The sequence below is a fragment of the Brevibacterium zhoupengii genome (assembly GCF_021117425.1).
GTDB lineage: Bacteria > Actinomycetota > Actinomycetes > Actinomycetales > Brevibacteriaceae > Brevibacterium > Brevibacterium zhoupengii.
In genome coordinates this window covers 4,014,833-4,034,407 of record NZ_CP088298.1, presented here as the reverse complement: position 1 = coordinate 4,034,407, position 19,575 = coordinate 4,014,833, and the positions used below count along the sequence as shown (strand labels likewise).

Below are 19,575 nucleotides of genomic sequence, written 5' to 3'. Positions count from 1 at the left end.
CCCTTTGCGGGTCGTTCGTCGTAGTCTGCTGGGCCGATGCGACGCACCCTATGAAGCGCGCCACGACGGGGGAAGTCCGGAGACTATCTTATATCCCTCAGGCTGAATTGTTTCTCAGCGAGTGAACCAGGTGAATCCGTCATAGGCCATTCCTGTCGCACAGAGGACCGCGATTCCGGCTAAAACGATCGACGTCACCGTGTGCGAGACCTTCGAGGATTGGAACCGAACGGCACGCGAATGGGACATGGGGCGGTCGGTGACGAAGCGTCCGAACTGCACGAAGATGCGCCAGTCCATGACATCGATGAGCGACTTCGCTGCGAGGGTGAAGACGATGATGCAGCCCACGCCCATGAGCAGCGCGAAGATGAAGCCCATGAAGCCGAACTCGCGGAAGAACTCGACGACACGATCGGCGATGGCGGTGGCGAAACCGGTGAATCCTTCGCTGAAAGGCAGCGCGTCGAAGGAATCGGTGATCCGACCCAGGGTGAACCCGTCGCGTTCGGTCTGTTCCGCGCCGATGAACATGGCGACGGCGGCGGCCAGGGCGACGAGGAGGTTGATGATCGTGATCGTCGAATTGTCCGGCCAGAAGGCCAGGGACTTCAGCGTGTAGGTCGAGGCCAGAGCCACACAGATGATCGCGCCGGCCAGGGCGCCGACGGTCGCGGGCAGGAGCAGGTTGTTGAAGAACACGAATGCGATGACGGCGATGAGGGCGGCGCCGAAGATATACGTGAACACCGCCAGCGTGTCACCGTTGGACGAGGTGGCCGCACGACGGTTCGTCTCGACCATCTGCCCCGACTGGCCGATGTTGTCGCGCAGCTGCGCCTTCGTGGCCCGCTCGTCGGAATCGGTGCCGGCCGCGGGCATGACGCGGGTCTCATCGTCGGCGATTCCATAGACGCGCTCGGGCTGCTGGTTATAGGCGCGAGTCGACTGATCATAGGCACGCGTCGGCTGGTCATAGGCCCGGGTCGACTGATCGTAGGAGCCGCCCCGTGGTCGTGAGCCCGGCGCATAGCCCGGCTGCCCGTTGCCACCGGGAGCGTAGCCTGGCTGCGTCGGTCCGGCCTGGGGCCCACGCCGCGGAGCCGGCTGCCATCGCCCGATCCGAGCCGCGATGATGTAGATGATGAGGACGACGAGTGCTGCGAGGACTCCGATTGAGATGCTGGCGCCGAGCTCGCTCATGAAGGACTTCCTGGGGATGGACAACGATGGTCGTCTGCTCAGTCTAAGGAGGATCGGGGCGGTAATCACGTTCACCCACAGGACTCGTCGCGAATGTAGGGTGAGATCACGACCTGCAACGGCCTCCCGAGCGGTGAGGACCGCCCAGCATTCGAAGGAGAATCGCGATGAGCAACGCCCAGGCATTCACAACATCGGCTATGCCGCTTGACCAGCAGATCGTCCTCGTGACAGGAGCCGGCCGCGGTGTGGGCTCGTCCATCGCAAAGGCCTTCGCACATGAGGAGGCCGCGCTCGTCATCAACTACCGCTATTCGGCCGAGGCCGCGGAGGACCTCGCCGAGGCGATCCGCGCCCGCGGTGGACGTGCAGTGGCGATCGAGGCCGATGTCACCGACTCACGTGCTGTGGACACTATGTTCGCCGCCGCCCATGCGGAGTTCGGCGCGCCCGTGTCGACGGTGGTCAACAGCGCTCTCGTTGACTTCTCCTTCAACGGGGACGAACGACAGCCGGCCGACGAGATCGACTTCTCCGATTTCACCGACCAGTTCCGTGGCGCCGTCGGTGCCGCGCTCAACACCGTCCAGGCCGCGATGAGCGGATTCCGCGAGATCGGGTCGGGCCGAGTCATCAACATCGGCTCCAACCTCGTCCAGAACCCGGTCGTGCCGTACCACGACTACACGGCGGCCAAAGCGGCACTGCTGTCTCTGACCAGGACCTTCGCAAAGGATCTCGGACCCTCCGGAGTCAGAGTCAACATGGTCTCCGGCGGTCTCCTGCGCACCACCGATGCCTCCTCGGCAACCCCGGAGGAGGTCTTCGACCAGATCGCGGAGCAGACTCCGCTGGGTCACGTGACGACCCCGGAGGAATTCGCCTCGGCGGTGGTGTTCTTCGCATCACCGGCCTCACGTGCGGTGACGGGCCAGAACCTCGTCGTCGACAACGGTCTGGTGATGGGCTGACCTGCGGGCAGCTGAAATAAGGATCGACTCCGCGCTAGTTCGCGAACTAGCGCGAACTTTCGCGAACTAGCGCGAACTTTCGTCGAGAGCCGACCTTAGCGGCGGCGGGCGACTTCAGGGAGTCGGCATTGACTGGTGCGCTCGGCTCTCGGCGATGTGCTTCTTGATGGCAGTGAACATTTCGCTCCGAAAGAGATCGGCCCAGACCAAATTGAATACTGTGAACCCGGCATTGGTGAGCCGCATGTGCCGAGCGTGGTTGTCCCTGCTTGCTCGATCCGGTCCGGATTCGTTGAGGTAGTACTTGCCCAGACCATGGAACTCCACGATCAGCGGAAGTCGTGCGTGCTTGAAGTCGCATCTGCCGAGAAATTTCCCAGTGCGATCGTGCACTTTCACCTGCGGAACCATCTCTCCGATGGAGTATCTGTGGAATTTCACCGCACAAAGGGTCTCGCCCTGAGATTCGTGCAGCGGGTCGGACAGCTCGATGCCTTGCTTCGCAACTCTGCACCCTCTTCGACGAATCTTCATCTGCTCGAGAAGGTCGGGTTTGCTGGTGTTGCCGACCCGAAGGGCCTCGGAGATCATTGGAACCGAGATCTCCGATGGGTAGTCATGAGCGATGTCGGAGAGCGTGCGCGAGAGGTCTGTGACCGCAAAATCTCCGACTGTGGTCCGATCCGCCGGTGGAACGATGCGGTCATAGATACGCAATGTTGGGAAGTTCTCGTGATAACCGGTGCGGATGATCTCGGCCTGGTCGGTTGCCGGGAAGGGTGGGCGAATGCCGTGAATCAGAGCAGCAGAGATGTGGGAGTAGACGTCATCGGAGCGGAGCTCGTGCAGTCGCGAACGAATCAAAGGCTTGAGGGCCTCGCTCCGGTCTCGGATATCGCCGAAAGTCTGGGGGTAAGAGATCGGCTCGGCAGCGCCAGGTGAGTGCAGAACGGCATGCTGCGGTGAACTGCAAGGGCGGATTACGGCATAGTGCCCACGCCGAATCTTTTGCAGGCAACACTGCTGCGCTCGGCGGACATCATCATCGGTCAAGCCGAATCTGAGCAGGTCCTGCTTCATGTAAACCTGAACCATCTAAAGATAATGGCATCAAATGACACCAAACGCAATGAAAAGTCAGATTTCAAAGCGGACGCGATCACAGAATTCGCTCCTCCGGAGACCGCGAATTCGCCGAGAGCCGACCGTAGCGGCGGCGGGCGACTTCAGGGAGTCGGCTTTGGCCGGTGCGGTCGGCCCTCGACGCTGCCGGCTGCTCTCGATGTTTGTTGGGCGAGCGGGTGGAAGGCTTCAGGCCCTGTCGAGGAAGTCCAGGCTGCGTGCACGGAGAAGCTGCGCACTGTCCTCGCGGTAGTCGGAGACCAGCGGGTCGCTGAACAGATGGCTGTCGCCCGGGTAGAGGAAGTACTCAGCCTGGGCTCCGGCTCGGGCAGCGGACTCCATCAGGGTCTGCTGGGCGGCCGCGTCGCGCCAGGTGTCGTCGACGGAGAAGTGGACCTGGACGGGCACATTCTCCTGCCACCGCGTCGGCTTGGGGAAGCCGCCGCCGTGGAAGAGGAGCGCACCGCGTGCCCGTGCGTCGTTCTTGCCCATCTGCTGGGCGATGCCGGCTCCGAGTGAGAGTCCGGCGAAGACGATCTCACCCGTCAGATCAGCACAGGCCGCGGCGGCCCGGTCGACGAGTTGCGAGAACCCGACTTCCTGCGCGTGACCGACTCCCTCCTCGGCGGTGGTGAACGTGTGTCCCTCGTAGACATCGGGGGCGTGCACGGTGTGGCCTGCGGCTCTGTAGCGATCGGCGATCGCCTCGATGCCGGGGGTCTTGCCCAGTGCGGAATGGAGCAGGACGAGGGTCACCATTGTTGTCTCCTGTCTCGCGGATTATATTGCTGACTGTCTCGACGATCGACTCAGCGGCTATGGCCGTGGGGGATGGCAAAGGAGTCTGCTCGGGCCGTCTTCCAGTCGGAGGCCCAGTCGGCGGGGGCGCCGTTGAGCAGTTCGCCGGATTCGAGCCAGTCGTAGAGCCGGGCATAGGACCACGATTCGGACTCCGAGACATTGCGGCGCAGCATCGTCGGTTCCAGCTCATCCGGATGAGATACGCCCATCGAGGCCATCAGGCGCACAGCCTCGGCGACGGTGCCGTCGTGGTAGTTCCTCACACGAGTCGACTTGTCGGGAACATCGATGGCGCGAGCTCGGCGAGGATCCTGCGTGGCCACGCCGACGGGGCACTTGCCCGTGTGGCAGACCTGAGCCTGAATACAGCCCACAGCCATCATCATGGCGCGAGCTGCCATCGTGAAGTCGGCGCCCTGGATGAGTCGCTTGACGATGTCGGAGCCGGCCGCGATCTTCCCTGCCGCGCCGACCTTGATGCGATCACGCAATCCCGCGCCCTTGAGCGCATTGTGCACGATCATCAGACCCTGCGTCAGAGGCAGGCCGACATGGTTCTCGAATTCGAGCGGTGCCGCTCCCGTGCCACCTTCGGAACCGTCGACGATGATGAAGTCGGGAGTGATGCCGGTCTCGACCATCGCCTTGCAGATGCTGAGGAACTCAGTGCGTGAGCCCACGCAGAGCTTGAAGCCGGCCGGTTTGCCGCCGGAGAGCTTGCGCATCTGTGCGATGAACTGCAGGAGCTCGATCGGCGTCGAGAAAACAGTGTGGTTCGGTGGGCTGACGCAGGTCTTGCCGACAGGGATGCCGCGGATCTCTGAGATCTCCTCGGTGACCTTCGGGCCGGGCAGAACGCCGCCGAGGCCGGGCTTGGCGCCCTGGGAAAGCTTGAGCGAGACCATCTTGACCTGTGGGTCCTGTGCCTTCTGCGCGAAGACATCCGGATCGAATTCGCCTTCAGAGGTTCGGCAGCCGAAGTAGCCGGTGCCGACCTCCCAGATCAGATCGCCGCCGAACTCCTGGTGGTAGGGCGTGATCGAACCTTCGCCGGTGTCCTGGGCGAAGCCTCCCATCGCGGCACCCTTGTTGAGCGAGCGCACCGCGTTGTTGCTCAGTGATCCGAAGCTCATGGCCGAGACGTTGAGGAGTGAGATGTCATAGGGCTGTGTGCATTCCGCATCGCCGATGCGGATCCGCGGGGGAGTCGGGGAGTTCGTGATCGGAACCGTGGAGTGCATGAGGGCCTCATAGCCCGTGCGATTGACATCGCGTTCAGTGCCGAAGGCGCTTTCAGCGTGCTTGCCCTTGGAACGTTCGTAGATCATGGCGCGAACGTTGCGGTTGTAAGGGCGGCCGTCCCAGTTCCGCTCGATGAAGTACTGCTGGATCTCTGGGCGAATCGACTCGAGCAGGTACCGTGCGTGACCGGCGACAGGATAGTTGCGCAGAATCGAATGCTTCTTCTGGGTCACATCCCAGGCTGCGAGGGCGCCGAGGCCGAGTGCTGAGATGGCGGCAGCGGCCTGAGCCACGCGCTTTCCGGTGGAGTCTCCTCCGAGCTGACTGACCATGGAGTACTGACCTTTCCTTGAACTACTTCGGTCTGTGCTTGATGCGAGCCTAAACCGAGAACGCGGGGATTTCAGGAAAGGGCGGACTAAATTTCCGGTCATCTGGCTCAGAGCAGTCGTGCTAGCAGCGCCTGGACCAGTTGGTCGAGTTGAAGGGAGTAGCCGATGATGAGAAGGAAGCCTGTGGCAATCCATGCGACTTCCTTCCAGACGTCGTAGCCGTTGAGGGGACGACTGTCGTAGCGAAGCCCGCCGGCCATGACGATGACGAGGTCGATGACCCACCACAGACCCAGACCGCCGAGGCTGACCAGCTTGAGTCCGCCGGTGAGGAAGCGTCCCGTGTAGAAGCGGTCGGCACCGAGGAATCCCAACAGCAGCGAGAGGAGCCAGGTGACGAAGAAGGAGCGGTTGGCACGGTTGTGCTCGGATCCATTGTCGGAGTCAGGTCGTGTGACGGAATCTGGGCGCTCAAGGGAGTCAAGTGAGTTGATGGAGCCGAAGGGGTCGATGGAGGGCAGTTCGGGGACCAGAGGCGACACGGACACGGTGTTCTCCTTCTCTTGCGTCGCCGCTCTCCGTGGAGTGATCGACGTGATGCGATCGACGTGCCGCGGAGAGCCGGGGGATGGGCGTCAGGTGGGGGGACCTGAGTACAGCCTAGGAAACTCATGAGCGTGTGCGCATTGGGGTTTTCCCCAGTGTCGGCATAGCGTGGGGTTCATGAGTACTGGTGAGCCGAGCGCGACGAGTACTCGGCGAACCATCATCGCAGTCTTCCTGGCCGGCGTCTCTGTCTTCCTCGTGCTCTACGAAACGCAGGGCCTTCTCCCCGCCATCCGCGGCGCCTATGGCATCGACGCACCCACCGCGAGTCTGACGGTCTCGGCCACCAACGTCGCCATGGCCGTCTTCCTCATTCCCTTCTCCATGCTCGCCCCACGTATCGGGCATGCCAGGCAGATCGCCGGCGGTGTCGTCCTGGCCGCGCTGCTGGCGCTCATCCTGCCCTTCATGCCCAGCCCCGAACTGCTCATTGCCGTCCGCTTCCTCCAGGGCGTGGCGATCGCCTCGGTCCCGGCCACCGCGATGGCCTATCTGTCGCTGCGGCTGCCGGCTCAGGCACTGCCCGGTGCGATCGGCGTCTATATCGCCGGCAACACCATCGGCGGTCTCTCCTCCCGACTGCTCACGGGACTCGCCGCGGAGGTCCTCGGCTGGCACGGCGGCTTGGCGTTCACAGCGGCCATCTCCCTGGTCTTCGGGCTCATCGTCGTCTGGCTCCTGCGCCACGATCTGTTCACCACGGCGCGAGCAGTCGCCGCACGGGAATCGACCGAACCGGAGTTGGACCCACCGACGACCGAGTCGGATACATCGACGACCGAGCCGCACACCTTGGATGCCACGGATACGGGGCGGCCACCTCGGCGGGCGATCATTCCGTTGGGATCGGGTCTGTGGCGGATCTACCTCACGGGCTTCCTCTGCATGATCGTCTTCGGCGGGTCCTTCACGATGCTCGGCACCCGGCTGCAGCAGGATCCCTGGCACCTGAGCGAAGGCGCGGTCGCCCTGTTCTTCCTCATCTACCTCGTCGGCACCGTCGTCACCACGTACTACGGGCGCCTGGCCACGAAGCTCTCGCGCACCTCGCTGACGCTCATCGGCATGATCACGGCGCTCGCCGGTGCCGGGCTCACCCTCGTCGACTCCCTGACCGTGATCATCATCGGCATGTCCCTGCTCACCGGCGGCTTCTTCCTCGGGCACACGGGCGCATCCGCCGCCGCCAGCGCCTCACGGCCGGGAGTCGACTCGACCCGGTCCGCGGCCATCTACCTCACCGTCTACTATCTGGGCACCAGCCTGGGCGCTTGGCTGTCGGCGGTCCTGTTCACCGATTTCGCGTGGACCGGCGTGGTCATCATGTGCATGATCTCCTTGTCTGCCGTTCTGATCTTGACGCTGAGCGGGGCTTCGATAGGGTTCAAGAAACGCAGCTGATCATTCGTTCAGCTTCAAAACCGGAGGACGTCATGCCCCAAGCAGCACACTCGAATGTCATCTTTGCGATCGACCAGGGAATCGCCCACGTGGAGATCGACCGCGCCGAGAAGCTCAATTCGCTCACCCGAGAGGTCTTCGAGGATCTCGTCGAGGTCGGGCTTGCGCTCAAAGGCTCTTCCGAGGTCAGGGCCGTCGTCCTCTCCGGTCGCGGACGTGCCTTCAGCGCCGGCCTGGACTTCACCGAGATGTCCCGGCTCGCGCAGGAAGGCACCGCGACAGTGTCCACCGCCGAGGCGGGGGCTGGGTCCTCTTCCACCGCCGAGGCGGGGGCTGGGTCTGCAGCAGCGACCGGCGGCGCCGTCGACGTCGGTGAGCGTCTCGGATCGGCTCGGGCGCTGGCGCAGAAGGCCGTGCATGTGTGGTCGCTCATCGAGGTGCCCGTCATCGCCGGAATCAGGGGCCCCGCGCTCGGCGGGGGAATGCAGATCGCGCTGGGTGCCGACATCCGCATCGCCGGCAAGGACGTTCAGCTGTCGCTGATGGAGATCAAGTGGGGGATCATCCCGGACATGTGTGGGACTCAGCTTCTGCCGCGCCTGGTCGGACCCGGTATGGCGAAGAAGCTCATCGCCACCGGTGAGGCCATCGGAGCCGAGGAGGCCCTGCGGATCGGTCTTGTCGAAGAAGTCGCCGAAGACCCGGTCGAGCGAGCCCTTGCACTCGCCGCCGATATCGCCGGAAAATCACGCTCGGCGCTCGTCTGGGCGAAGAAGCTCGTCGATCTTTCCTTTGAGGCCGACCTGGTCACGGGCCTCGATGCCGAGCAGGAGGCCTTGTCCTCCCTCATCGGCACCGACGAGCAGCGCACGGTCGTCACAGATCGGCTGGCCGCCATGGCCAAGAAGTCAAAGGGCTGAGGCCAAGAAGTCGACGGCCTGAGGCCGAGCCACACCCTTCGCGGTGTGTGGCGGCTCAGCCGTGTTTGCCGGGGAACTCCGGACGGACTGGGTCGATGCTTCGTTCGGATCCGACCACCTCGGCGACGGTGTCGAATGTGTCGAGCTCGCGAAGGAGCACCAGGGTCGGACGCATCAGTTTGAGGCGCTCCTCGGCTTCGGCGGTCAGGATCTCGGCCACCGGCATCCATTCGCTCGCATGCGCCTCGGTGGTCTGATGATGGGCTGACTCGAGGTCACCGGCCGCAAGGGCATAGAAATAGGTGTCGAAGCGTTTCGGCCGACCGGCCGGGGTCACCCAGTTCGCCCACGGCTTCAGGCCGGCAGGATCGAGCACGGCGCCGGTCTCCTCCTCGACCTCACGCACAGCGGTGGCGAGCAGGATGCGCCAACCATCGGCCGCCTCGGCGATGGTGGAGTCCTTCCACGCTGCCTGATGACTCTGCGGATCGGGGATCTCGATGGAGGCCGCGGTCTGCTCATCGATCGGGTCGACGCGACCGCCGGGAAAGACCACGACGCCAGCGGCGAAGTCCATCGTCGAGACCCGGTGCTGGACGAAGACCTCGAGCCCGGTGGCACCGTCGCGCATCATGAGCACGCTGACGGCGGGTCTGATCGGCACCGCCGTCGGGTCGGCCACATCGGGTCCGCGACTGGAGGAATCGGCGAGGTCCGAACGGTCGGACCCCTCGGGGGAGATATCTCGAATCACTGTCAGCACCTTCGCTTCTGTGTCTGGTCGTTGACTCCCATTATGACTCTCACCACCGGGTGAGCCCGAGGCGGGGTCGGTATCTGTCGGAGACCCACCGGCCGCACTCGGGGCGATCAGCGCGGGGAACATGCGGCAGGATACGATGGAAGTCAGTTGACAACGATGACGAATCTCTCAAGACATCTTGAGTGCTGGTGCTTGAGAATCGGAGCGCGACACCGGGCGTTGACAGCCCGCAAACCGGAAGAGTGCGGACATGACCGGATTGGAGATCTATCCTTTCATCAGGATCGATCAGGGGTGGCCCAACTGGCTGATATTCACCCTCCTGGCCATCGACATGATCATCCGCATCGTCGCGGTGGGCTGGATTCCGCACAACCGCAGGCCCTCGGTCGCACTCGGCTGGCTGCTCGCGATCTTCCTCATTCCCTACGTCGGGATCCTCGCCTTCCTGCTGCTGGGCTCGGCGAAGCTGCCGAAGCGGCGGCGGGACAAGCAGCTGCTCGTCAATGACATCTTCCGTGATCAGACCGATGATCGGGCGATCATCGGCGACTTCGCCCACATGCCCGAACCGCTGAGCACGGCAGCGCAGCTGAACTTCGATCTGGGCGCGCTGCCGATGACGCACGGCAACTCCTTCGACCTCCACACCGACAACCACGCCTGCATGGAGGCGATGGCCGATGAGATCGATGCGGCCACGACATACGTCCACTTCGAGTTCTACATCGTCGCCATCGATGACACGACGAGGCGGCTCTTCGAATCCCTGCTGGCCGCACACGAACGTGGGGTGGAGGTGAGAATCCTCATCGACCACCTGGGCTCACTGGGCTACCCGGGTTACTCGGAGCTGGTCAAGAGGCTTGACTCCTCCGGAGTGCAATGGCGCCGATCCCTGCCGATCCGCCCGTGGAGGGGCGAGTACCAGCGACCAGACCTGCGCAATCACCGGAAGATCCTCGTCGTCGACGGAACCGTCGCCTTCACCGGTTCACAGAACATCATCGACCGCTCCTATAACAAGCGGCGCAACCTGCGGAAGGGCTTCCAATGGATGGATCTGTCGCTGAAATGCACCGGGCCCGTCGTCGATGAACTCGATGCTGTCTTCGTCACGGACTGGTATTCGGAGACCGGAGAGCTCTTCGAAGGTCCGTCCCAAGGAGAACTCCAGGCCCCGCAGAACGGTGGTATCCAGGCGCAGGTGGTCCCCTCAGGACCAGGGTTCGAAGATGAGAACAACCTGCGTCTGTTCAACCACCTCATCTACAACGCGAACCGCAGCGTCGTCGTCTGCTCACCGTACTTCGTGCCCGACGAATCGCTCATGCACGCGCTCACGACCGAGGCCCGGTCCGGAGTCGACGTGCGACTGTATGTGGGAGAGACGAGTGACCATTGGGTCACGCAGCGGGCGCAGCAGTCCTATTACGCCGACCTGGTGCGAGCCGGTGTCCGGATCTTCCTGTATCACGCCCCGACGGTTCTGCATTCGAAGTTCCTTCTCATCGACGATGAGGTCTCGATCATCGGGTCCTCGAACATGGATGAGCGTTCGTTCGCGATGAACATGGAGGTCACCATGTTCATCGTCGACAAGGAATTCACCCAGCGGATGTATGACCTTGAGGCGCAGCGGTACGCTCCGAACTCCGTCGAGCTCGATGCCGAGAAGTGGAACGACAGGCCCCTGCTGCACAAGTATGTGGAGAACGTCGCCAGGCTCACGAGCTCGCTGCTCTGAACCGCGCCGGACTGCTCTGAACCGGGCCGGACCGGACCGTGCCGGACCGCTCTGAACCGGGCCGGACCGGACCGTGCCGGACCGCGCTGAACGGCGCCGGACTGCGCCGGACATGACAATGCTCCCGCACACCGATCGGTGTGCGGGAGCAATCAGTGTGAGAGCCTCAGGTGCGCGAGACTCAGGTGTCTTCGGAGAGTCCGGCAGGGCCTTCGTCATCGATGTCGCGCATGGGGTCGGCAATGACATCGTCCTCGACCTCCGGCGTACCGGTGGACTTGCTGCCAGCGGCACCGGCAGACTTGGCGCCTGCAGCGCCCGCCCCAGCGGCTCCGGTTCCCGCAGCACCCGCACCTGTGGGGCCGGCTCCAGCAGCGGAGTTGACCTTGTCGGCCGCAGTCTGGACGGCATCGGCGACGGCCGGTGACTTCTCGCGGATCGACTGGTTCGCCTTCTCGACCGTGTCCTGCACTCGCGGGTCGGTCCAGAGATCCTGTGCCTGGGCCTTGAGCTTTTCGTAGCTCTGACGTCCGGTGCGTGATCCGAGTACGTAACCGACTCCCAGACCAGCCAGGAGAATCAATCGCTTCTTCATTTTCCTGCTCTCCTTCTCAGCTTGCCGTGACTGCATGCAACACGTGCGAGTGCTTGGACCGACGATGAACGACGGTCGTGCGCATCGGCACTGTGTCCTGGTTCACCACCTTATACTGCAGATGGTTCCGCAGTGAAAGAATATCGTCTCAGGTTTGTAGAATGCACACAGTTCACCGGCGATCAGCCGATCGTGGGCTGCTGCTGGGTGATGCAGTGGATTCCGCCGCCGCGCGCATAGAGTTCGCGAGCGTCGACGCCGACGACCTTGCGTCCCGGGTACACCTGCTCGAGCACGGACACCGCCTCGGCGTCCATCGGATCGTCGAAGGTGCAGGCGATGACTCCGTCATTGGTGACGAGATGGTTGACGTAGGAATAGTCGACCCAGTCCTCGTCATCGCGCAGCACCTCCGGCGCTGGGATCGCCACGACCTCGAAGGGTTGACCGTCCGACGTGGTCTCAGCCCTGAACTGGGTCTTGAGGGTCTGAGAGAACTCGAAGTCCGGGTGTTCGGGATTGCGCTGATCGTGGATGAGCACGACACCGGGGCTGGGCATGGCCGCGGCGATGTCGACGTGCCCGCGCGTGCCGAAGGTCTGATTGTCGCGGTAGAGGCCGTGGTCGAGCCAGATGACCTTCTTCGCCCCGATGGTGCGTGCGAATTCGGCCTCCACCTCAGCCTCAGTCAGATCGGGATTGCGGCCCGGATCCAGCTGCACGCTGCGCGTGGCCAGCACGGTGCCGCGCCCATCGACGTGGAAGCCGCCACCCTCATTGCGCAGGTGGGAATCCAGGATCGGAACGCCTGCCTGGTTCGCAACGAAGCGGCCGATGTGCTGATCGTGATCCCATTCCGCCCATTCCTGAGCGCCCCAGCCGTTGAAGACCCAGTCCACGGCGTGCAGCTTCCCATTGTCGTCGACGACGAAGCTCGGACCGATGTCACGCATCCACGCGTCATCGAGTTCTGCATTGATGACGGTGATCGGATGGTTGATCCCCTCTCCGAGGTGGCGGCGGGCATGGTCTGTCTGCGACGTCGACACCACCACGGTGACCGGAGTGAACTCGCTGGTGGCACGGGCCACGGCGGCCCAGGTGCGGCGGGCAGCCTCTGCCTCTTCGTCGGTGTCGCCCAAGGCATAGCCGGAGGACGGGAATGCCATCCAGATGCGGTCATGGGCGGCTGTTTCTGCAGGCATGTGAAACGTCATCGTTCATCCCTTCGAGTCTGACTGACTGTTGAGCCTCGGCGTCTGCCGCTCGGCTGTCGGCTTGTCCCGAGTGTAGCGAGATTCGGCTCCTGGGGGTCAACGAATTCCGCACCACACCAGGCGGTGTGGATACCAACTCCAGACGGCGTGTGGTGGGTCCGTATAGTCTGACGTGAATGACAGGACGCCTGGATATCAGGGTTCGAACTCGCCATGGGAGGCAGTACGTGGAACAGCAGGATCTGCAGGAACTCTTCTCTCGCTCGGGCACCGGCCCCTTGTCGGGTGTGGTCGTCGCTGACTTCTCACGAGTGCTCGCGGGACCCTACGCGACGATGATGCTCGCCGACCTCGGGGCCACAGTCATCAAGGTCGAGGGCAGGACCGGTGACGATACACGGCACTGGGCACCACCTCGGCGAGGCAATGATGCGACGTACTTCCTCACAGCGAACCGGAACAAGCACTCCGTGGTCCTCGACTTCAAGGACGAAGACGACCTGGGGCTGGCGCGGGAGCTGGCCGGGCGGGCGGACATTCTGGTGGAGAACTTCAAGGCCGGTGGTCTGGCCAAATACGGACTCGACTACGAGACCGTCAAGGCCGAGAACCCGGGCATCATCTACGCTTCCGTGACCGGATTCGGGCGCGACAATCCTCAGCCCGGCTACGATCTGCTCATCCAGGGGCTCTCGGGTTTCATGAGCGTGACAGGATCCCAGGAGTCGGGCCCGGTCAAAGCCGGTGTCGCAGTCGTCGACGTGTTCACCGGTCTGCACACCACGGTCGGGATCCTGGCCGCACTGGCCCACCGCAAGGACACCGGGAAGGGTCAGCTGGTGGAGACGAACCTGCTGTCCTCGGCACTGTCAGGCTTGGCGAACCAGACCTCGGCGTACGTGGCCGGTGGCGTCGTTCCGCAGGCCATGGGCAATGCCCACCCGAGCCTCTACCCCTACCAGCCGATGCCCACAGCCGAGGGCCAGATCATCATCGCCGTGGGCAATGACAACCAGTTCAAGTCATTGGCCTCCGTGCTCGGCCACCCCGAGTGGGCCGAGGATCAACGCTTCGCGAACTTCTCCGACCGCAACGAGAATCGTGGAGAACTCGAACCCGAACTCATCGCCGCACTGAGTGAAAAGACGAATCAGGAATGGTTCGACATCCTCTCCGCAGCCGGTCTGCCGTGTGCCCCGATCAACACGATCGCCCAGGGTGTTGAGCTGGCATCGTCGTTGGGACTTGAGCCCGTCGCCGAGGCGGGAGCTGGGGATCGTGTGATCCCGACGGTGGCCAATCCGATCCGTCTGTCAGAGACACCGGCCAGCTACGATCTTGCACCGCCGACGTTGGGGGAGAGCACCGAAGCGGTCAAGGAATGGCTGCGCGGTTAACAATGAGGGCAGTCATGACACCGTAATGACCAGAGTCACGCCCGGAGTCATGGCCTCAGTCATGACTCCGGGCGCGTGAACTCTGGCTTCGGCCAGCGGTGGAACAGGGTGGGATCGTGAAACACCGGGGTTGTTCGGGCTGAACTTCCGGATTCACTGACGTACCCTAGAGTCTGTATGAAAGCACCCTAGTCACTGGGGAGATCCTGAGCAGTCCACTTCTGGTCAAGGCGGATTTCGCGAAGTGGCGCCCATATTCCAGGACTGAGATGGACACAGACAAGACTGAGGCGAAGGCCGTCGGGCGGCCGGTCGTCAAACGCGTACTGATGGTTGTGGCCATGCTGCTGACCGCGTTCCACCTGCTCGCAAGCTTCCTCTGGATCGCCCCGTCGTCGACGGCACGGCAGGTGATCCCCGGGAACCTGCTCTCGGAGTACATGATTCCCCTGTGGGGTCAGTCGTGGAGCGTATTCGCTCCTGAGCCGATCAACGGCGACTACTACTTCGACGTCCGCGCGGTGGTCAAGACCGACGGCGGCGGGGAAGAGGTCACCGACTGGGTGCGAGCCACCGATGTCGAACTCGACCATTCGACCTACAAGCTCTTCCCACCGCGTTCGGCCGGTCTGGGCGTCGGAGTCGCCTCCGATATCAAGGGATCGTGGGAGGATCTTCCCAATGATCAGAAGGCTATCGTCAAGCTCGACTACTTCAAAGGTGATGACTCGGTCGACCGGCTGACGACGAAGTTGAACGAGTATGACGACCCCGACGATGCTGTGAGCGGATATCTCGAGAGCGAGCACCTGGCCACGGCGTATGCGACACAGGTGGCCAAAGCCATCTGGGGTGAGGACGTCCAGCGCGTCCAGTACCAGGCGGCGCGGCAGAACGTGGTGCCGTTTGCCAAGCGCAATGACGATGATGCCGAACGACCGAACATCCAGCCGGTGCCGGTCGGTTGGCGAGCACTGGTGAGTGAGCCGCACCAGTCCGATGAGGAGTTCGCGAAGTACTTCTGTGCCTCCGACAAAGTGAGGTGTGCAAGTGAGCAGTGACAGGAACATCCAGGTCAAGGGTGACGAGCCCGAGGTCGACTCCCAGCCTCAGACGGAGGCAAAGGCGCAGGAGACGGCGACGCAGGCAGATTCGAAAGAGAACATTCCGCTCGCCTCCCGTGTCTTAGGCAGCATTTCACGCGGATGGAACTGGCTGGAGGAGATGCTCACCGGGCGTTACCACGCCACATATGGTCTCGCGGTGACCCGTATCCTCATCGGCCTGACCGGTCTGGGCCTGCTGCTGACGAACTTCAATGCCCGGCACTATACCTTCGGCGTGGGCAGCGCCTGGAACGGTGAGATCGCTGAACCCAAGAGCGACTTCCCCAACATCTGGCTGTTCTCGCTCTTCCACCGTGCGGTGACCAACCCTGCCTTGTTCACCACCATGATGATCGGTCTGGCGATCCTCGCCGTCGTCATCATCCTGGGATGGCGGACGCGCATCGTCCTGCCCTTCTACCTCGTCCTGTGGGTGAGCTTCATCGAGCTCAACGACGGTGCCGGGGATCAGGGCGACAACGCGTATCGCATGTTCATGATCGCGATGCTCTTCGCCGACACCACCCGACGGTGGTCATTGGATGCCAGGCGCAAGAGAAAGCAGAACCCAGCCTTCCCCGACACCGATGGCGGCAGCTATCGCTGGGTTCTGATCATGGCCAACAACTTGGCGATCGTCGTCCTGGCCTTCCAGGTCTGTGCGATCTACATGTCGGGTGGTCTCTACAAGGCAGGCGGTGCCGCCTGGCAGCACGGGTTCGCGGTGTACAACCCGCTGCATACTCAGCAGTTTGGTACCTGGCCGGTGCTCTCAGACCTGCTCACCGCCTGGGGGCCGATGGTCGTGGCCATCTCCTGGGGTTCGGTGCTCTTCCAGTGCGCCTTCCCCTTCATGCTGTTCAACAGGTACACGCGAATCATCGGCCTCTTGGGCATTCTGTCCTTTCACTTGGGAATCGCCCTGCTGATGGGACTGCCCTGGTTCTCGCTGACGATGATCGCCGTCGACGCCATCTTCATCCGCGACCGCAGCTTCGAAAAGCTCCACAGGTCCGTGAGCCGCTGGTGGAAGTCGACGAGCGACGGCCTGGAACGGTCGAAAGCGAAGTCCTCGCGCTGAGGGCGAAGTAGGCGTTGCGCTGACCGCGTAAGCCTCGCTTCGCGGACTCAGGGGACTCCACGGACTCAACGGACGCAGGGGGCGCAGGGGACGCTGCGGACTCAGCGGAAAGGGCCCCATCGAAGTTTCAGAGCTCGACTTTGAAGCAGAGCTCTGAAACTTCGATGGGGCCCTCACTGCTCGGCCGCGTGCTGGTGCTCCCAAGGGGCGGACCGGAGACGACTCAGGTTAGGGAACAGTACACCGGTTGCAACCCATGTACTGTTCCCTAACCTGAACATCCTCACCGACTGCGCAGCGCATCGCCGACTATGCGGCGCCAGCATTACCCGGCGCCTTACCGCTTCGGGCGCAGCTCCAGTCCCTTGGACTCTGGGTCCTCGGGCAGGCCGATGACGATGTCGTCTCCGTCGGCCACGTCGCCGGAGAGCAGCGCGCGGGCCAGCTTGTCACCGATCTCGCGCTGGACCAGCCTGCGCAGCGGCCGGGCACCGAACGCGGGATCGTAGCCCTCGAGTGCAAGCCAGTCTTCGGCGGCATCCGTGACCTCGAGAGTGATCCGGCGTTCGGTCAGACGAGACGCCAGACGCTGGATCTGCAGATCGACGATCGAGGACAGTTCCTCGGTGCTCAGCGCATCGAAGAGAACGATGTCGTCGAGGCGGTTGAGGAACTCGGGCTTGAAGGTCGAATGCACGACGCCGAGCACCGCATCCTTCTGCTCCTGCGTGCTCAGGGACCTATCGACGAGGAACTGCGAGCCGAGGTTCGACGTCAGGATGAGGATCGTGTTCCGGAAGTCGACCGTGCGGCCCTGACCGTCGGTGAGGCGACCGTCGTCGAGGACCTGCAGCAGGATGTCGAAGACACTCGGGTGTGCCTTCTCCACCTCGTCGAGGAGGACGACGGAGTAGGGGCGACGGCGCACAGCCTCGGTGAGCTGACCGCCCTCGTCATAGCCCACGTAGCCCGGAGGAGCACCGACGAGACGGGACACCGTGTGCTTCTCCCCGTACTCGCTCATGTCGATGCGGATCAGGGCCTTCTCATCGTCGAAGAGGAAGTCGGCCAGAGACTTCGCCAGCTCCGTCTTGCCCACGCCCGTGGGTCCGAGGAACAGGAACGAGCCCGTCGGACGATCAGGGTCGGCGATGCCGGCACGCGAACGCCGGATCGCATCCGAGACCGCGGTGACAGCGTTCTTCTGACCGATGAGACGCTTGCCCAGCACATCTTCGGCGCCCAGCAGCTTCTCGATCTCACCCTGGAGCAGGCGTCCCGCGGGGATGCCGGTCCACGACGAGACCACCTCGGCGATGTCATTGCTCGAGACCCGATCACTGACCATCGGGTCGGTCTCGGTCTCAGCGTTGGCCTCCTCCGCCTCAGCGATATCGATCTCCTTCTGCACCGCGGGGATCTCCCCGTAGAGCAGACGTGAGGCGGTCTCCAAGTCCGTGTCGCGCTGGGCCTTATCAGCCTGGGAACGCAGCTCATCGAGCTTCGTCTTCAGCTCACCGACACGGTTGAGTCCGGCCCGCTGGGATTCCCAGGTGGCCTCGAGGCCGTGCAGCTCCTCTTCCCGATCGGCAAGATCGGCCCGCAGGGCGCCGAGGCGTTCGATCGAAGCCGTGTCCGTTTCCTTGGACAGGGCCATGTCCTCCATCTTCAGCCGATCCACCGCGCGGCGGAGCTCATCGATCTCGACGGGAGCCGAGTCGATCTCCATGCGAAGACGGGACGCGGCCTCGTCGACGAGGTCGATGGCCTTATCCGGAAGCTGGCGCCCGGTGATGTAGCGATTGGACATGGTGGCCGCAGCGACCAGGGCTCCGTCGTTGATCGAGACCTTGTGGTGGGCCTCGTAGCGTTCCTTGAGGCCACGCAGGATCGCGACCGTGTCCTCGACGCTGGGCTCACCGACGTAGACCTGCTGGAACCTGCGTTCCAGAGCCGGGTCCTTCTCGATGTTCTCCCGGTACTCGTCGAGAGTGGTGGCGCCGACGAGGCGCAGTTCACCGCGGGCGAGCATCGGTTTGAGCATGTTGCCGGCATCCATCGCCGAGTCACCGGTGGCGCCGGCACCGACGACGGTGTGGAGCTCATCGATGAATGTGATGATCTGACCGTCGGCGTTCTTGATCTCTTCGAGGACGGCCTTGAACCGCTCCTCGAATTCGCCGCGGTACTTCGCTCCGGCGACCATCGCCGAGAGGTCCAGGCTGATCAGGGTCTTGTTGCGCAGGGATTCAGGCACGTCTCCGGCCACGATCCGCTGGGCCAGTCCCTCGACGACGGCAGTTTTGCCGACGCCTGGTTCGCCGATGAGGACCGGGTTGTTCTTCGTCCTCCGGGAAAGGACCTGGATGACCCGTCGGATCTCCTTGTCGCGGCCGATGACTGGGTCGAGTTTGGCCTCACGCGCGGTGGCTGTGAGGTCGACACCGTACTTCTCCAGCGACTGCATCGTGTCCTCGGGATTTTCCGAGGTGACCTTCTTGCCTCCGCGCAGCTCGGGCAGGGCAGCCAGCAGCGCATCGCGTCCGGCGCCGTTGTTTCGCAGGGCTTCGCCTGCCCCGTCCTTGCCTGCGGCGGCCGCGAGCAGCAGGTGCTCCGTGGACACGAACTGGTCGCCGAGGCTCGTCATCTCCTCCTGCGCGAGATTCATCATCTCGAGTCCGGAGCGCGAGAGTCCCGGCTGGGCGACGGTCTGCCCGCTGACGGTGGGGAAGCCGTCGATGGTCGAACGGACAGCGGCGAGCACGGTCCGGGGGTCCGCGCCGACCTTGGTCACCAGGTTCGATGCCAGTGAGTTCGGCTGATCCAGCAGTGCTGCGACCACGTGGGCGGGTTCGACCTGGTTGTTCCGCCTGGCCACGACGTCATTGATCGCGGACTGCAGCGTCTCGCGTGATTTGGTTGTCATCTGTGCGTCCATGCGCATCTCCTTCACAAGTGTTCTTCGCAGCTGTTCCGTGAACAGTCATTGCTCTCGAAGAGTTCAACACCGACAAAGTTGAGTCTATTCCACTCAACTTTAGAAAAACCCGAGAATCTGCCTCACCTCAGCA

The 19,575-nt window shown here is 63.3% G+C and carries 16 protein-coding genes; 7 read left to right on the top strand and 9 right to left on the bottom strand.

The features are described from left to right. Positions 1-114 precede the first annotated feature (114 nt). Entirely contained in the window at positions 115-1,203 is a 1,089-nt protein-coding gene (locus tag LQ788_RS18215; protein ID WP_231443465.1) for a hypothetical protein, read from the bottom strand. A 167-nt stretch (positions 1,204-1,370) separates the two neighbouring features. Here LQ788_RS18215 and LQ788_RS18210 point away from each other — a divergent pair, with 167 nt between their 5' ends. Further along, a complete protein-coding gene (locus LQ788_RS18210) occupies positions 1,371-2,174 on the top strand; it encodes a 3-oxoacyl-ACP reductase (protein ID WP_231443462.1) in 804 nt (267 codons plus the stop codon). A gap of 114 nt (positions 2,175-2,288) precedes the next feature. Here LQ788_RS18210 and LQ788_RS18205 read toward each other — a convergent pair whose 3' ends face one another. The 4 genes from LQ788_RS18205 to LQ788_RS18190 all read right to left on the bottom strand — a co-directional run bounded on the left by LQ788_RS18205 (position 2,289) and on the right by LQ788_RS18190 (position 6,219). After that, positions 2,289-3,254 (bottom strand): hypothetical protein, encoded by a 966-nt coding sequence (locus LQ788_RS18205; protein WP_231443460.1) that lies wholly within the window; start codon positions 3,252-3,254, stop codon positions 2,289-2,291. A gap of 231 nt (positions 3,255-3,485) precedes the next feature. Beyond that, entirely contained in the window at positions 3,486-4,055 is a 570-nt protein-coding gene (locus LQ788_RS18200) for a dienelactone hydrolase family protein (RefSeq protein ID WP_231443458.1), read from the bottom strand. Positions 4,056-4,105: 50 nt separating this feature from the next. Further along, complete coding sequence (locus LQ788_RS18195; protein ID WP_231443457.1) at positions 4,106-5,671, bottom strand: FMN-binding glutamate synthase family protein; 1,566 nt, start codon at positions 5,669-5,671, stop codon at positions 4,106-4,108. A gap of 107 nt (positions 5,672-5,778) precedes the next feature. Next, positions 5,779-6,219, bottom strand: coding sequence for a TM2 domain-containing protein (locus LQ788_RS18190; RefSeq protein WP_231443455.1), 441 nt, complete (start codon positions 6,217-6,219; stop codon positions 5,779-5,781). A gap of 175 nt (positions 6,220-6,394) precedes the next feature. Between LQ788_RS18190 and LQ788_RS18185 the strand changes: the two genes are divergently transcribed. After that, positions 6,395-7,678, top strand: a complete 1,284-nt coding sequence (locus tag LQ788_RS18185) for an MFS transporter (RefSeq protein WP_231443453.1) — start codon at positions 6,395-6,397, stop codon at positions 7,676-7,678. 32 nt (positions 7,679-7,710) lie between these two features. Next, positions 7,711-8,598, top strand: coding sequence for an enoyl-CoA hydratase-related protein (locus tag LQ788_RS18180; protein ID WP_231443451.1), 888 nt, complete (start codon positions 7,711-7,713; stop codon positions 8,596-8,598). A gap of 55 nt (positions 8,599-8,653) precedes the next feature. Here LQ788_RS18180 and LQ788_RS18175 read toward each other — a convergent pair whose 3' ends face one another. After that, positions 8,654-9,352: an NUDIX hydrolase gene (locus LQ788_RS18175; protein WP_231443445.1), complete on the bottom strand. Its 699-nt coding sequence runs from the start codon at positions 9,350-9,352 to the stop codon at positions 8,654-8,656. Between the two features lie 259 nt (positions 9,353-9,611). Here LQ788_RS18175 and cls point away from each other — a divergent pair, with 259 nt between their 5' ends. Continuing rightward, a complete protein-coding gene (gene cls, locus LQ788_RS18170) occupies positions 9,612-11,108 on the top strand; it encodes a cardiolipin synthase (RefSeq protein WP_231443443.1) in 1,497 nt (498 codons plus the stop codon). Positions 11,109-11,289: 181 nt separating this feature from the next. Here the strand turns inward: cls and LQ788_RS18165 are convergent, their stop codons facing one another. Both LQ788_RS18165 and LQ788_RS18160 read right to left on the bottom strand, forming a co-directional pair. Beyond that, complete coding sequence (locus LQ788_RS18165) at positions 11,290-11,703, bottom strand: YtxH domain-containing protein (protein WP_231443442.1); 414 nt, start codon at positions 11,701-11,703, stop codon at positions 11,290-11,292. 182 nt (positions 11,704-11,885) lie between these two features. After that, the gene (locus LQ788_RS18160) at positions 11,886-12,908 is read right to left on the bottom strand and encodes an agmatine deiminase family protein (protein ID WP_231443440.1); all 1,023 of its coding nucleotides are present in this window, start codon (positions 12,906-12,908) and stop codon (positions 11,886-11,888) included. Positions 12,909-13,147: 239 nt separating this feature from the next. On the opposite strand from LQ788_RS18160, the gene LQ788_RS18155 reads away from it, so the two are divergent. From LQ788_RS18155 to LQ788_RS18145, 3 genes are all read left to right on the top strand, one after another. Next, positions 13,148-14,317, top strand: a complete 1,170-nt coding sequence (locus LQ788_RS18155) for a CaiB/BaiF CoA transferase family protein (protein ID WP_231443437.1) — start codon at positions 13,148-13,150, stop codon at positions 14,315-14,317. A gap of 269 nt (positions 14,318-14,586) precedes the next feature. Then, positions 14,587-15,378: a DUF5819 family protein gene (locus tag LQ788_RS18150; protein ID WP_231443435.1), complete on the top strand. Its 792-nt coding sequence runs from the start codon at positions 14,587-14,589 to the stop codon at positions 15,376-15,378. Then, on the top strand, positions 15,368-16,504 hold the full coding sequence (locus LQ788_RS18145; protein WP_231443434.1) for an HTTM domain-containing protein: 1,137 nt from the start codon (positions 15,368-15,370) through the stop codon (positions 16,502-16,504). Before LQ788_RS18150 ends, LQ788_RS18145 begins: the two co-directional genes overlap by 11 nt. Positions 16,505-16,841: 337 nt before the next feature. Here LQ788_RS18145 and clpB read toward each other — a convergent pair whose 3' ends face one another. Further along, positions 16,842-19,442, bottom strand: coding sequence for an ATP-dependent chaperone ClpB (gene clpB / locus LQ788_RS18140; protein WP_231443432.1), 2,601 nt, complete (start codon positions 19,440-19,442; stop codon positions 16,842-16,844). Positions 19,443-19,575: the final 133 nt, after the last annotated feature.